13 protein-coding genes are annotated in these 15485 nt (G+C 46.0%); 7 read left to right on the plus strand and 6 right to left on the minus strand.

The genetic code is table 11. The annotated features are described in order from the left end of the window. The coding region (locus IQ263_RS08790; protein ID WP_228049907.1) for a peptidoglycan-binding domain-containing protein at positions 1–408 on the plus strand (408 nt) is incomplete at its 5' end. Between the two features lie 281 nt (positions 409–689). Next, on the plus strand, positions 690–1256 hold the full coding sequence (locus tag IQ263_RS08795; RefSeq protein WP_194067095.1) for a DUF924 family protein: 567 nt from the start codon (positions 690–692) through the stop codon (positions 1254–1256). A gap of 484 nt (positions 1257–1740) precedes the next feature. Here the strand turns inward: IQ263_RS08795 and IQ263_RS08800 are convergent, their stop codons facing one another. Both IQ263_RS08800 and IQ263_RS08805 read right to left on the minus strand, forming a co-directional pair. Next, on the minus strand, positions 1741–3087 hold the full coding sequence (locus tag IQ263_RS08800; RefSeq protein ID WP_194067096.1) for a PQQ-dependent sugar dehydrogenase: 1347 nt from the start codon (positions 3085–3087) through the stop codon (positions 1741–1743). Positions 3088–3190: 103 nt separating this feature from the next. Further along, positions 3191–3694 (minus strand): autotransporter, encoded by a 504-nt coding sequence (locus tag IQ263_RS08805; protein ID WP_194067097.1) that lies wholly within the window; start codon positions 3692–3694, stop codon positions 3191–3193. Positions 3695–4378: 684 nt separating this feature from the next. Between IQ263_RS08805 and IQ263_RS08810 the strand changes: the two genes are divergently transcribed. Continuing rightward, a complete protein-coding gene (locus tag IQ263_RS08810; RefSeq protein ID WP_194012195.1) occupies positions 4379–5011 on the plus strand; it encodes a L,D-transpeptidase in 633 nt (210 codons plus the stop codon). Between the two features lie 61 nt (positions 5012–5072). Here the strand turns inward: IQ263_RS08810 and IQ263_RS08815 are convergent, their stop codons facing one another. The 4 genes from IQ263_RS08815 to IQ263_RS08830 form a co-directional block, all read right to left on the minus strand. After that, a complete protein-coding gene (locus IQ263_RS08815) occupies positions 5073–6941 on the minus strand; it encodes a tetratricopeptide repeat protein (RefSeq protein ID WP_194067098.1) in 1869 nt (622 codons plus the stop codon). 65 nt (positions 6942–7006) lie between these two features. Next, a complete protein-coding gene (locus tag IQ263_RS08820) occupies positions 7007–8149 on the minus strand; it encodes a Uma2 family endonuclease (RefSeq protein ID WP_333194100.1) in 1143 nt (380 codons plus the stop codon). Further along, positions 8149–8364, minus strand: a complete 216-nt coding sequence (locus IQ263_RS29775; protein ID WP_370589076.1) for a YgiT-type zinc finger protein — start codon at positions 8362–8364, stop codon at positions 8149–8151. The genes IQ263_RS08820 and IQ263_RS29775 overlap by 1 nt, the downstream gene beginning before the upstream one ends. Beyond that, on the minus strand, positions 8360–8527 hold the full coding sequence (locus IQ263_RS08830) for a DUF433 domain-containing protein (protein WP_194067130.1): 168 nt from the start codon (positions 8525–8527) through the stop codon (positions 8360–8362). The genes IQ263_RS29775 and IQ263_RS08830 overlap by 5 nt, the downstream gene beginning before the upstream one ends. A 69-nt stretch (positions 8528–8596) precedes the next feature. On the opposite strand from IQ263_RS08830, the gene IQ263_RS08835 reads away from it, so the two are divergent. The 4 genes from IQ263_RS08835 (at position 8597) to cobN (ending at position 15451) form a co-directional block, all read left to right on the plus strand. Further along, positions 8597–9403, plus strand: a complete 807-nt coding sequence (locus tag IQ263_RS08835) for an ABC transporter ATP-binding protein (protein WP_194067099.1) — start codon at positions 8597–8599, stop codon at positions 9401–9403. 179 nt (positions 9404–9582) lie between these two features. Next, on the plus strand, positions 9583–10320 hold the full coding sequence (locus tag IQ263_RS08840) for an ABC transporter ATP-binding protein (protein ID WP_194067100.1): 738 nt from the start codon (positions 9583–9585) through the stop codon (positions 10318–10320). Further along, a complete protein-coding gene (locus IQ263_RS08845; protein WP_194067101.1) occupies positions 10317–11189 on the plus strand; it encodes an EamA family transporter in 873 nt (290 codons plus the stop codon). Before IQ263_RS08840 ends, IQ263_RS08845 begins: the two co-directional genes overlap by 4 nt. Positions 11190–11338: 149 nt before the next feature. Next, positions 11339–15451, plus strand: coding sequence for a cobaltochelatase subunit CobN (cobN, locus tag IQ263_RS08850; protein ID WP_194067102.1), 4113 nt, complete (start codon positions 11339–11341; stop codon positions 15449–15451). Positions 15452–15485 lie beyond the last annotated feature (34 nt).

The following is a 15485-nucleotide window of genomic DNA, read 5'->3' on the forward strand; positions in this document are numbered from 1 at the left end:
CCCCCTCCCCCACCTCCTCCGCCTCCGCCTAAGCCTAAGCCGCAGCCGCCTTATTTGATTTTACTAGCAATTCTGGGCTTAGTAGTTTTGACTGGCATGGGTGGCGGAGCATATACTGCTTCATCAAGTGACACCATTTGCGCGCCGCACGATGATTGCAACGAACCAGATAGGAGACCCCATCGACCGCATAAAAGGGTTTTGAAACACGGATCGAGAGGGGAAGACGTGAAGAGACTGCAGAAATTGTTGAACGCGCAGGGCTTTTCCCCACACCCGATCGTAATTGATGGCGTGTTCGGCCCGACAACTCTCACAGCAGTGAAGAGATTTCAGCGACAAGCCCACCTTCCTGTAGACGGAGTTGTGGGAGGCAAAACTTGGGACAGACTGTTTGCTAGTTCCTAACTTTAAGTACCGGAAAACAAAAGTTCCTAAGTCAGTCGATTTTAGATTTTAGATTTTAGATTTTAGATTTACTCGATAACAGATGAATCTGGAAGCTTAAACTCTGTAATCTAATTTTTTTTCTCGACCCTCGATAGCCTCGGAAAGCAAGTACCTGTGTTTGGTTGGAGTCATCTTTGGTAATAATTAATCCCTGGATTTGTAGTTGCACATCAAGTAGATTTTGTGCAACTGCACACACTGAAGCTGCAATCAACAATCAATCGCATATTAGATTGCTAATGAATGAAATTTTAGATTTTTGGTTTGGTCGATCGCACTCTCCTGAGTTTGGCAAAGTTCACAAGAAATGGTTTGAGAAAAATACGGATTTTGATGCAGAAGTGCGAGCGAACTTTCTGTCGCAATACGAACTAGCCGCCTCCGGCAAACTAGACTATTGGCAAGATTCTCCCAAAAACTGCCTAGCATTAATTTTACTCCTCGATCAGTTTCCGCGCAATATGTTTCGCGAAACGCCGAAAGCATTCGCCACAGACAGCAAAGCCTTAGCCGCCGCCCAACACGCTGTTAACAATAACTTCGATCGCGAATTGCTGCAAGTAGAAAAATGGTTTATTTACCTACCTTTTGAACACAGCGAAAACTTAGAACACCAGCAAAAATCTGTGGAACTCTTTCGCCAACTCAGCGGCGAACCCGACAGCGAATCAGTCATTGATTTCGCAATTCGGCATTTCAAAATAATCGAGCGTTTTGGCAGATTTCCCCACCGCAATCAGATTCTCGGACGCGAAACAACACCCGAAGAAGCAGAGTTTCTCAAACAACCAGGTTCGAGATTTTAAAGCGCGATCGCAAAACTTTTAGGTTATTTGCCCTAAAAACTAGAAAATGCTATAGTTATATCAAATCCGGTAGCATCCCAATTGTAAAATCGAGTCAGATCAAATCCGCGCTTCATCGTCCTGTATTCATCACTCTCTTGTCTTCCTCTGTGTTCTCTGCGCTCTCTGTGGTTAAATCATTCCCATGCAACCGGAAACGATATTAAGAGGAATACCCCACTGACTTTAAAACAAAAAGCACAGACTGCAATTGATATAAAAAATAGCGATTTTCGGCTAACATTTACAATTTCAAATCAAATCAGCTACTAAAGTTATCATTTTACGAACTGTCGGATTTAAATCGCGAAACTGCGGAAGCAGATAGGTTATTAATTTTTCAAAAAGTTTCCGGTGAATCTCAACTTAGTAAGGTTGGAAGCTGACTAAAAAATCAGATTCCCGACTTCTTGAAAAAGTCGGTATCTAATCGATCGCCCTTTTTTCACCCGCGATACTGAACCCGATAAATCCGGTTATTCGCTTCCTCAGTAAACAGCAAACTCCCATCAGGTAAAACCAGCAAACCAACCGGCCGCCCCCAAGTTTTCGGGCCAGAAGGATCGGTGAGAAAACCAGTCAAAAAATCCTCATAATAGCCTTCAGGTCGTCCGGTAGCCGCATTAAAAGGTACAAACACAATTTTGTAACCAGTTCCTGCGTTGCGGTTCCAACTGCCGCGAAACGCCACAAACGCACCGTTAAAAAATCTTTTGGGAAACCTTTTGCCGTCATAAAACTGAAGTCCCAAAGCTGCCGAGTGCGCCTGAAACAGTACGTCTGGCATCAATGTTTTGGCCGCTAAATCAGGTCGATCGCTCTTGCCGTTTCTGGAGTGGCGCGGGTCGAGCAAATTCGGCTTAAAATAAGCATAAGGCCAGCCGTAAAACTCGCCTTTACGAATTCTTGTCAAGTAATCCGGTACCAAATCATCTCCCAAACCGTCGCGTTCGTTGACTGTGGTGTAGAGTTGATTAGTTTTGGGGTGAAAATCCAATCCCACGGGATTTCGCAAACCGGAAGCAAATGTTTGCTGGTTGGTGCCGTCCAAATTCATCACTTGCACAGACGCCCTCGGCAGCGGTTCGGAGTTGGCATTAGACTGGGAACCAACTGATACAAACAACTGGCGTTGGTCTGGGGAAGCGACAACGTTTCGCGTCCAGTGTTGATTGTAGCCACCGCCCGGTAAATCGGCAATTTTTTCCCCTGTTCCAGTTAATTGTTCCTGCCCTTTTGTGTAGGGAAACCGGCGGACTTCTGCGGTATTTCCCAGGAAAAAATAGCGATCGGCAAAAGCCATCCCAAAGGGAATATTTAAATTGTTTTGGGCGCTAGCAAAAGTCTTGCGAACCTCAGCAACACCGTCGCCGTTACCATCCCGCAATAGCGTAATCCGATTCTGCCGGGTTTCTGTTACCAAAACATCCCCAGTCGGCGTCAAAGCCAGCCATCGGGGAGCGTCTAAATTGTCAGCAAAAACGTTGACCACAAAGCCGGGAGGCACTCGCAGCACTGGCGATGGGGGAATCGGTATTACTTGAGCAGGTTTCGAGGCGCTTTCGGTGGCTCCTGGCTGCGGCAAAGATGTTGCCACAATGCCGATGGGCTGCGGGGAAAGCGGTTTGGTCGGTACAATTTGATTTGTCCGACCATTTGTCAGCGGTGCAGGGGAGGGAATTTGCGACAGCGGACTTGGCTGGGGAACAGAAGTGGCTGTGGCATCTGTAGCTCGATCGCACCCAATCAACGGCAGCAGCAGAATTAGCAACAGGAAACGCAGGTAAGACATAGCAGCGGTTTCTCCACAATTGCTCGACAATTCTTTGATTTTAGCTGCTATTAAACAGCGAAGCCACCGCGCGCGGTGACTTATTCCGTTTAAAAACCTAGTTCTACCAAAGTCCTCTCACAGGAGCCGGACGGGGAGCCGGAATTGGACGGGGAGCCGGCATCGGAGCTGGAGCCGGACGGGTTATTGGACGGGGAGCGGGAGCCGGAAGCATTGGTGGCGGTTCAGGGGCCGGACGCGGTGCTACGGCGGCGGGACGAACAACCGTTGTAGCTACCACCTTGTAGTCGGGGATCACGGCGATATTTTGCACCATATCTCCGGCTAGCAAGACTCTGACTTTCATTCCCGGTACCAGGCCAATAATTTTCAGGACGCATTTTTGAATCCTGAGAGTCCTGTACCGCGAATTTTCTGGGCGAATGGTTACTACGTCGCCGACAATACTTTTGACAAAACCGGTCAGAGTTTGAGTGTTTGCTGTGTTGGTAGTCTGGGTTTGGGCTATTTGAGTTGGAGGGTTAGCCATCACCGGATGCACTGAGACAGCCGACATTAGCACCGACAGGGTTGCACCTGTCAATAATTTGATTTTCTGAAGACGCATTGAAACCTCACATTAACTACTATTCTGGGTTGGGTTTGCTTCCGCTGCGCGAAAATCCCAACCTCTACACCTAATCCAGTTTAATCCCCGGAGTAGGAAATTTATAACAATATTACAAAAGATTATCGAATAACTTATTAGCGACTGAATTTTATATCAAAAGTTCCCGATTTACCATAAGTTCAGCACTTGGTATCTCTCTTTGTGCAGGCGTGATATATTGAGTTTGTTCGATCGACCGTTTCCGTTTTTTTAGGCCCACCTAACTGTCGCTCCCGGGCAGGAAAATCGGCAAAAAGACAGATTGCGCTTGCCGGATTCAGCAGTGCCACAGTTTTAATTGTCGATCGCCAGTCTGCCACAGCTAAAAAATCAAAATTAGTCCCAGGTAAAATTAAATCATGGGTTTGCAGGATTTACGCATCATAATTATGTCCGGCAGCTCGATCGCAAAAACAGTTCGTAGGACGGACTTTACTTCGTCCTAAATTGCGGACTAAAGTCCTCACTACCAACCTTTTTTGCGATCGTTAAACAAGTTATAATTTGTGAAATGGAAACAAAAAACTGGGGCGCATTTACAGTCAAAAATTCAGCTCGAAAATTTGCATATCGGGTGCAGTTGGCGGATAATTGGATAGCAGCTTTGTAGCAATTTCTAGTGAGGAGTTAAGCGAACAAAAAATGGTGAACAGCAAATTTTTATTTAACAAGTTAATTGTGCTGAGTTTGAGTGCGGCGGCGCTGTCTGTAGCCTTACAGCAGCAGGCGACTGCCCAATCTGTTGCAAATCCAAGCAATAGTGCCGCCACTGAGCGCTCAAAATCTGAGGTAAAATTGCCGAATCTCGCAGCCCCAGAACTGCCGCCCCTGGGCGAATCTTTGCAGTTTATTCCCCAGGAACCAAAGGCTGTAGAAAATCCCGTTGAGGAAGTCCGTTTAGTGCTGAGATTGCGAGAACGCCGCGTCTATGTTTACCGCAAAAATAAGGTGCAAGCGAGTTTCCCGGTTGCTGTCGGGAAACAGGGCTGGGAAACTCCCACGGGCAGCTTTAAAGTCATGCAAATGATTAAAGATCCTGTTTGGGAACATCCTTGGACGGGAGAACTTGTACCCGCAGGGCCCGACAATCCGCTGGGGAGTAGGTGGATCGGGTTTTGGACTGATGGTAAGAATGTGATCGGTTTTCACGGGACTCCGACTCTAGAGTCGATCGGGCGAGCGGCTTCTCACGGTTGTGTCAGAATGTTCGACAAAGATGCCCAAGCTTTATTTGAGAAAGTCGCAGTTGGTACGTCTGTGATTGTTGAGAAGTAATCGTAGTTTCCGTAGGGGCGGTGCCAAGAGTGCCCGCCCTGATTTTTCAAGATTACGAATATCAAATAGATTGCTGGTATTTTTCCAGCAATTCTGGGATGTAATCGTAGCCATCAACGCCGATCGCCGGAATGATCTTCGATCGGCTTTTGGCCAAAGATTCTTTAAAAGCTTCAGAACCCATTTGTCCCCGCAAAATTGTCAGCAAACCAGCCGATTGCCGCCACTCTACCGCCCCAATTTGCTCCAAAGTATACATCCCCAAACAGCCAGCAAATATCGCTTGTTCTAGTTCATTCAAGCTGTAATAAGCTTGAGCCAAATAAGCCAAATTCAGACCTTGCAAATACAAATCGCCCGAAAATTGGGCAGCTTGCCAACCTTCAATCAAATACTCGATCGCACCTGCGGGATTTTCCAGAGCAATTTTAGCAATTCCGAGGCTGCTAGAGCAAAAAGCTTGACTTTGGCGATCGCCCAATTTTTCTGACAACAACAAACCTTGCTCCAAATAGCCGATCGCACTCTCATAAACCTCCGGTTCCACCTCCTCCAACTGCCGCGCCTGAAACACTTCGCTGTAGCCCAAATTAGCCAGGGCATTTGCCTCACCTTGCCGCTCTCCCGCTTGCCGTGCCATAATTAAAGCCCGCTGGCTGTAATTAATCGCTTCCTGATAATTTTTTTGAGCAACATAGTTGCGGCTGATGTGATTGAGATTAGCAACTTCGCAAGCTTTATCTCCTTCGAGACGGGCAATTTCCAGCGATTGTTTGTGCAGCAAGATCGATCGCTCGTAGGCCCCCGCCGCCTGCATCGAATAACCCAAAAGCGTCAGAATCCGAGCTTTCGCTTGAGTACCTTCAACACGGCGCAGCGGTTCATCTAAATAATCCAAAGTATGGCGCAGAGCTTTACCGTCAAACGAAGCAAAAATCCCCCCGTAAAGCGGAAAGTATTCCCGCACAGAAAAAGCGCGCAAAATTTGCAAAGTTACTTGAAAACAAGCATTAGCCAACTGTTCCCCGCTCTTAGTAGAATTATTAAACCCACTAGCTAGCTGGCTCCAAATTACCGCAAAAGTAATGTAAGTAGAAATTGAAGCTTTTGTGGACACCTTGGAATCGTAAACTTGCTTGTCAAACCATGTCGCCAAAGCCCGTTGCAAACACTGCAAAATAATCGCCAATTCCACCAATGTACCAATTTCTACATTAGATTGCTTGGCTGCAAATTCAACTATAGATTCACCGATTGAAATAGTCTGCAAAAGAGCATGAGGCCAAGGACTGTTAACCTTTTTTGCCCAAAAAGCCCAAGGCCCATTTTGTTCGGGACTGCCAGCGAATCCTAGCTGCTGCGGCTGATAAATCCAACCGACGAGTTCCGGTTCCAACCGCTGCCAAGATTCTAAACCTTTGGCAATACCGGCGGTAATTTGCTGCAAATCTCGCTCGGTTTCGGGATTAGTTGTTTGCAGCATTTGTTGGTGCAGGGATTTTGCTAATTGCTGCAATTGAGCGAGAGTCAGCGGATGTTCTTTATTGGGATCGATTACTTGCAATAAGGCGAGGAGGCGACTGTTAGATTCGGCGGTAATAATTTGTTGGATGGATGATGCGATTTCGCGATCGACTCGGTTATCTTTCTGCCAGCGCTCCCACTCTCCTTGGATAGTTTTTAGCGCTCTGAGGCTGCGATTTCCCTTTGCTTGTTTGATTTCGTCTTTTTCATTTCTTAGCAGGTTTTCGGTAGCGTCAAGGCGTTCGCCGAAACAGCGTTCAAAGATTTCGCCGGTGCCGGCAGCAATGTCTTGCACCAGCATTTGATAAACTTGTTCTTTCGAGCGAATTTGACCTTTGAGGGTGATTTCGACAATTTTATCGATCAGTGCTAGGTAGCGATCGCGCAATGAGGTAGATTCTGGCATAATTTATTTTTAGTTAATAAGTTTTTATTGAGACAGCAGACAGTATTGCAGGCTGCTACTTCATTTTACAGCTCGTCTGGATTAATGCCCATTGCTCGCAGGCGATCGGCCAATTGATTTGCCCGATACTTTTCCGATTCAGCACGCTGTCTTTCCGATTCAGCCCGCTGTCTTTCTGATTCAGCCCGCTGTCTTTCCGATTCAGCTTGCTGTCTTTCAATTTGAGCTTGTTGCCTTTCAAATTCGGCTCGTTGGCTTTCCAATTCAGCTCGTTGGCTTTCCAATTGAGCTCGCTGTCTTTCAAATTCTTCAGGAGTCAGAACCAAATTCCCATTAATATCGTACCAGCGCAGCCACAACCTTTCATTTTGCAGGAAAGCACCTTCCCACAAACCCAAACTTAACTGTATTTCGGGTATCCAGAATCGAGAACCTGTTAACAATTGTTCGCGGTAACGGTTGCCAATTAAGCGAAATACTCTCAATTGGTTGTTGTATTTGCTAAACACAAAATAATAGGGAATCTGCAAAATTCTCTCGTAAACCTGCCACTTAGTCGGCGGTTTGTTTGGTGCCGATTCTGTCAGCCCCAAATCTTCATCTTCCGTACCGGGTGACAGAAATTCGATCGCAATTAAAGGATTGACTGCTTCGTCCCAAATCACGTAACTTTGGCGCAAGTCTCTGTCTTGGTAAAATCTCGAAACGCCCACAACTAAGTACCAATCTGGTCTTTTGTACCAATTGAGATGGTTGGAGTCGTAGTATAGATTGAGATCGCTGGCCGAAAATACGCGATCGGGCGGATAATTGGGGGGAATGCAGCTATCGCACAAAAGTTGTGCTTGCCACCGGTGATATTCGTCAGGCAAACCGGGTTCCTCCGGGTCTTCACTAGGTAGATCGTACATCGTCGGCAGCACTTTTGTTGGGGAAGATTGCGGATCTGGTACGTGCATCGTCATAAGATTTCCCTGGCGAGACGGCTTGAGGAGATTGAGGCGGTACGGCAATGAAGACATTATAGCGGTTTTCCATTTCTGCGGAGTGCTGCAAATGGCGATCGCGCGATCGGGAAATCTCGAATTTAGGGCGACAATCGTATCTTCCCAAACCAACCAAAATTTATTTACGTGTAACTTTAGGTGGGAATTTTGATATATGAATCCGGCATTTAATTCTGCTGGTGAATAGCAAAAAAACGGCACTAAATTTCTTTAATAACTGCTGCATCGTAATAAATCATACCGCAATCAATACAAATCTCAACGGGCGTGTTAGGAACTAGCAAGTATTTACCTTGATGCCTGTAAAGGTAATTGATTTTACGTTCTTCATAACTGTTACTACCAGGTATTGCATCGGATTTCTCCCCTGAGTTTATCCTCCTTATCCCGGATTTCGGATTCTCAATCGACCTAATTCATTAGACAAGCTTGAATATCTTCTCTTTCTAGCCACGAATAGCCTTCGAGAATCGTTTCAGGAATGTCGCCAGCCGCTAACATTCCTAGAATATGCTCAACTGCCAGTCGGCGACCCCGGATAATCGGTTTGCCGTTAAATATTTTGGGGTTTACGGTGATTCGTTCTAAAAGTTTTTAAGCATCCATAATTTGAGGCATAATTAGATAATCACTATTCTATCATATTTGATGATTGGCGAACCACTTACCTTATCACAAAGCAATCCCGTCTTAGAAGCCCAAGGATTAACTCGCCGCTTTGGCGGTTTAGTGGCTGTAAATGACGTATCTTTCACAGTTCAAAAACACGAAATTTTTGGATTGATCGGCCCTAACGGCGCTGGCAAGACTACTCTGTTTAATGTAATGACTGGACTGATACCTGCTTCTGCTGGCAATCTAATTTATCAAGACGAAAATATTTCTAAATTGCGGCCTTATCAAATTGCGAATAAAGGTATTGCCAGAACATTTCAAAATATTAGGTTGTTTGGCGAACTTTCTGTGTTGGATAATGTGGCGATCGCCCGACACATCCACAGCCGATCGCCAAATCCGGTTTTATCGCTCCTAGCGGGGATTTTAGCCTTACCAGAGTCTAACGCAAGGGAGCGCCAAACCCAGCGGAAAGCGCGGGAATTGTTGGATTTGGTCGGATTGGGCGATCGCGCGGCCGAACCAGCCAAAAACCTGCCCTACGGCGACCAGAGGCGCTTAGAAATTGCCCGCGCCTTAGCCCTAGAACCGACAATATTGCTGTTAGATGAACCGGCGGCGGGGATGAATCCCAGTGAAAAGCACAAGTTAAGTGAATTTATCCGGGAAGTGCAGGAACAATTCAATTTAACTGTAATATTGATCGAGCATCACGTACCGCTGGTGATGGGATTGTGCGATCGAATTGCGGTTTTTAATTTTGGTCAGCTTATTGCTTTGGGCGAACCTGCTGTCGTCAGGAATAATCCTGCTGTAATTGAGGCTTATTTGGGAGATTAAAAATAAAAAATTCAACCGGTTTCACTGGTTCCAAGGCTCTGCCTTAGAACCGATATCTAGAGGCTCTGCCTCGTTTAGTAACAGGAAAAATCGAGGCAGAGCCTCGCTTATCTGCGTTACCAGGCAGAGCCTTGGAACGAGTAAACGAGTAAGATTATCAACAAATCAAGTTACAAAAAATGCACCTAACCCCACCAAAAACTACCGAAAATATCCTCTTAGAACTCAAGAATCTCTGTGTAAATTACGGCGGAATTCAAGCCCTGCAAAATATTCATCTGACAATTAATGCAGGCGAAGTTGTCAGCCTCATCGGTGCTAACGGTGCGGGAAAAAGTACCGCACTCAGGGCTATTTCTAAAATAGTTAATTTGCGCCAAGGACAAATTATCTATAACGGCCGCGATATCAGCCGCCGCCAAGCCCACGAAGTGGTGAAATTGGGCATCGCCCACAGTCCCGAAGGGCGCAGGGTTTTGACGCAGCAAACAGTCTTAGCTAACTTGGAATTGGGGGCTTACGTGCGATCGGACTTTGCGGCAGTCAAAGCCGATTTAGCCCGCCAATTCGAGATATTTCCGCGCTTAGCAGAAAGGCGCACTCAACTAGCTGGAACTCTCAGCGGGGGCGAACAGCAAATGCTGGCGATCGCCCGCGCTCTGATGTCGCGCCCCAAACTGCTATTATTAGACGAACCCAGTTTAGGCTTAGCACCGGCGATCGTCAAAGAAATTTTCACAATTATTCAAAACCTGCGCTCCACGGGCGTTACAATTCTATTGGTAGAACAAAACGCGAATTTAGCACTGCAAATTGCCGATCGGGCTTACGTACTAGAAGCTGGTAAAATTACCCTCACAGGTATAGGATTGGACTTGCTAAACGACGAGCGAATCAGGAGCGCATATTTAGGTTGACTTGGTTAATCTTTGGAATTCTTACCGCTTTTTTTGAAGCAATAAAAGACGTTTTCAGCAAGCACAACCTGAAAAAAAACGATGAATACGTAGTAGCTTGGTCGCTAGCATCTTTTTCAGCCGTATTTTTAACTCCCTTGCTATTTTTCATAGAAATACCCCAATTAAATCCGCAACTAAACCCGCAATTTTGGATAGCTTTGTCAATCGGAGGAAGCATCAACGCAGTCACAGCTATCCTCTACATAAAAGCCATCAAACTCTCGGACTTATCCCTCACCGTCCCGTTAGTAGCTTTGACACCCTTATTCATGCTGCTAACCTCACCGTTAATTGTCGGCGAATATCCCAATTTTTTTGATTATATCGGAATTTTTCTCATAGTCACAGGCTCCTATCTATTAAACATTAAAGAAAAATCTCAAGGATACCTAGCGCCCTTCAAAGCATTGCTGCACCAGCCCGGGCCAAAATTAATGTTAATCGTAGCATTTCTCTGGAGTATCACATCAAACTTTGATAAAATAGGCGTGCAGAACTCCTCCCCAATTTTTTGGTTGTTCTCTTTATTTACGACTATGAGTCTTTTATTGCTACCAGTTTTACTCCACAAAACCCCTAACCCCAGCCGCAAAATCATCAAACACTTACCGCTGCTAGCAACCATGGGTTTTTTCAATGCTTTAGGAGTCATTTTTCAGATGCAAGCTTTAACAATGACTTTAGTCGTGCAAGTAATAGCAGTTAAACGTACCAGCGTATTAATGGGTGTACTGTTCGGTCATTTCATTTTCAAAGAAAAAGATATCCAGCAAAGATTGTTAGGATCTGCTATCATGATTGTGGGAGTTTTCTTTATCACATTATGAATTTTATATATTCGTAGTGCGGAATTCATTCCGCTCCAAATACGATAACTAAAGTCCTCACTACAAACATCTTTTTTCGTGTAATACTTAAGTAAGAGCTTTTGTATCTAAAAATTGTAAAAATTTAACTTATTATAGAGGAAAAAATAATGCACAAAATAGCAGCCACACCCGGAGGTTGGAACCCTCAAGCAGAAGGAGTAATTTTTATTCAACAAACCCCAGCACCAATAGTATTTATTAGTGCTGCTGACACCGACATTCAAACACTCGCGGCCGCCTCCTCCAAAATGCCGCCAGAATTCCCCAAAGTGCGCGCCGTAAACTTGCTTCAATTGCAGCAACAATTAACCATAGATACCTATGCAGAGGAAATTTTAGAACAGGCGGAGGTGATAATTTTAAGACTATTAGGCGGGCGTTCCTATTGGTCTTACGGATTAGAAATTCTGCGGGAAACGGCGCAGAAAACTAATGCAGCATTGATTGTGATGCCCGGTGAAAACAGTCCAGACCCCGATTTAATCAGCCATTCCAATGTATCGCTGTCAGCAGTCGATAGACTGTGGCGCTACTTCACCGAAGGCGGAGTTCAAAATTTTGTTAACGCCCTCAAATTTACCGCCGATACTTGTTTGAAAACTGCTTACAATCCGCCTCTTCCTCAAACAGTTTCCCGCGTTGGAATTTACGATTGGCGGGGAGGCGGTGAAGCGTGTTTAGAGATTTTACAACCAGATGCAGAACCCCCTAAATCCCCCTTATTAAGGGCGACTTTGACACCAGACTCTAATCCCCCTAAATCCCCCTTAACAAGACCCACTTTGACCACTTCTTGCTCCCCCCTTATTAAGGGGGGCTGGGGGGGATCTCCGGGTTGGGAAACAGACGCTGAACCCCCTAAATCCCCCTTAACAAGACCCACTTTGACCACTTCTTGCTCCCCCCTTATTAAGGGGGTCTGGGGTGGATCTCCGAGTTTGGAAACAGACTCTAAAGAGCACGGGGAGGGCGGGCACGGGGGCACCGCCCCTACGGTCGGAATTTTATTTTATCGCGCTCATTACTTATCAGGAAATCTCGCACCTATTGATGCACTTTGTCAAGCTTTAACAGAGCGAAACTTAGTGCCAGTTCCCGTGTTTGTATCTTCGCTGCGGGAACCAGATTTGCAAATAGAATTGCTGGAACATTTTCAACCCAAAGACTCAGAACCAATTCAATTACTCATCAATACAACAAGTTTTGCAGTCTCCGGTTTCAGCAGTCCAGAACCCGAACAAAACAGTTTAAAATCCTTAGATGTTCCTGTATTGCAAGCAATCTTCAGCGGTGGCGGTTTGGAACAGTGGGAAACACAATTACAAGGACTTTCGCCCCGCGATGTGGCGATGAATGTAGCATTGCCAGAAGTAGACGGAAAAATCATTACGAGGGCTGTTTCTTTTAAAGCCGTACAGACTTGGAACGATGAATTAGAAACAGATGTGGTAGGCTATGTCGCAGCGGACGATCGCATTTCATTTGTAGCAGATTTAACCGCGAATTGGGTGAAAATGAAACAAACCCCAGCCGCCAACAGACGCATCGCCATTATTCTCGCCAATTATCCCACCCGCAACGCCAGATTAGCCAACGGAGTCGGCTTAGATACGCCCGCTAGCTGTGTCGAAATCCTCAAAGCGATGCAGCAAGCCGGTTATCTAGTTGAAAATATCCCCCCTAGCGGTAATGAGTTAATTGAACTCCTGACTTCTGGCGTGACAAATGACCCGGAAGGACGCGAATTACAGCCTGTTCGTCAATCTTTGGATTTAGCAGAATATCAAAAATACTTTGCTAGTTTGCCGCAGGAAGTACAGGATGGAATTTGCAATAGATGGGGGTTGGCAGAAGGTCATACACAAGGTAGGGACACGGCAATGCCGTGTCCCTACTTTCCGATTCCGGGGATTCAGTTTGGCAATGTGTTTGTGGGAATTCAACCATCGCGCGGATATGAAATTGACCCGAGTTTGAACTATCACGCACCGGATTTAGAACCTACCCACAATTATCTAGCTTACTATTACTGGCTGCGAGAAAAATTAGGAATTGATGCGATAATTCATGCGGGAAAACACGGCAATTTAGAATGGCTTCCCGGTAAAAGTATTGCACTATCTAACAAATGTTATCCCGAAGTAGCATTAGGCGCGATGCCGAATTTTTATCCCTTCATTGTCAACGATCCGGGGGAGGGTTCCCAGGCAAAAAGACGATCGCAAGCCGCGATAATCGACCACCTGACCCCGCCGATGACTCGCGCCGAACTTTACGGGCCCTTGCAGCAATTAGAAGCCTTAATCGACGAATATTGCGAAGCCCAAAGCTTAGATCCGTCTCGATTACCGATGATTCGCGATCGCATTGTAGCCCTCACCAACCAGGAAAACTTAGATAAAGACTTAGGAATCCAGCTAAATAAATCAGAATTTACCGAATTTATCACCCGTACCGACGGCTATCTTTGCGAACTAAAAGAATCGCAAATTCGCGACGGATTGCACATTTTTGGTCAATGTCCCCAAGGGCGACAGTTGAGAGATTTGATAATTGCGATCGCCCGCCATCCCACCAACGCGCGATCGGGCATAACCCGCGCCCTAGCTGAAGACTCAGGCTACGATTTCGACCCCTTAACAGCCGATCCAACGTCGATAATTCAGAACCGTACAGCGGGCGATTTAACAGCAGAACTTGAAGAAAAAGCCGCTGAATTAGTAGATAATTTAATCGAAAATATCCGCGTTTCTCCGCGCTTATCTGCCGTTGCTAATTCGGAAATTGGAGAAGCGACCCAACTAGAATTAGACTGGATCGAAAACTATCTTTTGCCTTCACTCCTCCAAACAAACCAAGAAATTACTAACCTGTTGCGCGGACTAGATGGGCGGCACATTCCCAGCGGCGCATCCGGCGCGCCCACTCGCGGCAGACCCGATGTATTGCCCACCGGTCGCAATTTTTACTCCGTAGATATCCGTGCCATACCAACAGAAACCGCCTGGAGAGTTGGTCGAGTTGCTGCGGAAACTTTAATCGAAAGATACACTCAAGAAAACGGCGAATATCCGAAAACTTTGGGTTTGTCAGTGTGGGGAACATCCACCATGCGGACGGGGGGAGATGACATCGCCGAAGCCTTAGCACTAATCGGAGTTCAACCGATTTGGGATGGGCCTTCGCGCCGGGTTGTAGATTTTGAAATATTGCCTGTTGCTGTTTTGGGGCGGCCGCGCGTTGATGTTACTTTGCGAATTTCTGGTTTTTTCCGCGATGCTTTTTTTAATTTAATTGATTTGTTTGACAGTGCGGTAAAAGCTGTAGCAAATTTAGAAGAACCTGCCGAAGATAATCCTTTAGCAGCGCAAGTTAAACAAGAGATTTTGGATTGGGAAGCGGCGGGTTTGAGTCGGGAAGATGCAGAAGTGCGATCGAAATTTCGAGTCTTTGGTTCAAAACCGGGGGCTTACGGCGCGGGACTTCAAGGCATAATTGAAGCTCAAAACTGGACAGGCGACGGCGATTTAGCAAAAGCTTACATTAATTGGAGCAGTTACGCCTATACTTCCTCTAGTTCCTCAAATTTGCAGGGAGATGTTGCAGGAGTTAAACAAAGTGAATGGGGATGTTGTGCACCGGAAGCATTTGAAAAACGCCTCGGCGAAATGCAAATAGTTCTGCAAAACCAAGACAACCGCGAACACGACATCCTCGACTCCGACGATTATTATCAATTCCAAGGCGGAATGACGGCGGCAATTCGCAATTTGCAAGGCAAAAATCCTGAAACCTATTTCGGTGATAATTCGATTCCAGAAAATCCGAAAGTGCGAAAACTGAAAGAAGAAATAGCGCGGGTTTATCGCAGCAGGGCGGTAAATCCGAAATGGATTGAAGGGGCGATGCGCCACGGTTATAAAGGTGCTTTTGAAATTGCGGCAACGGTGGATTTTTTGTTTGCTTACGATGCGACGGCAAATTGTGTAGAAGATTTTATGTATGAAGGAATTGCAGAGGCTTACATTTTTGATGAAAAAGTGCAGGGATTTATCCAAGAAAACAATCCTTGGGCGCTGCGGGATATGGCGGAGAGATTGTTAGAAGCTCGCCAGCGGGGATTGTGGCAGAGTGCTAATCAGGATACTCTTGATAAATTGCGATCGATCGCCCTGCAAGCCGAAGCAGTCATCGAATCTCAGACAGAAATACGCAATTAAAGGCGCGATCGCACCGAGAGAATTTTGACTGTTT

The organism is Tychonema sp. LEGE 06208, from assembly GCF_015207505.1.
In the GTDB taxonomy this organism is placed as follows: Bacteria; Cyanobacteriota; Cyanobacteriia; order Cyanobacteriales; family Microcoleaceae; genus Microcoleus.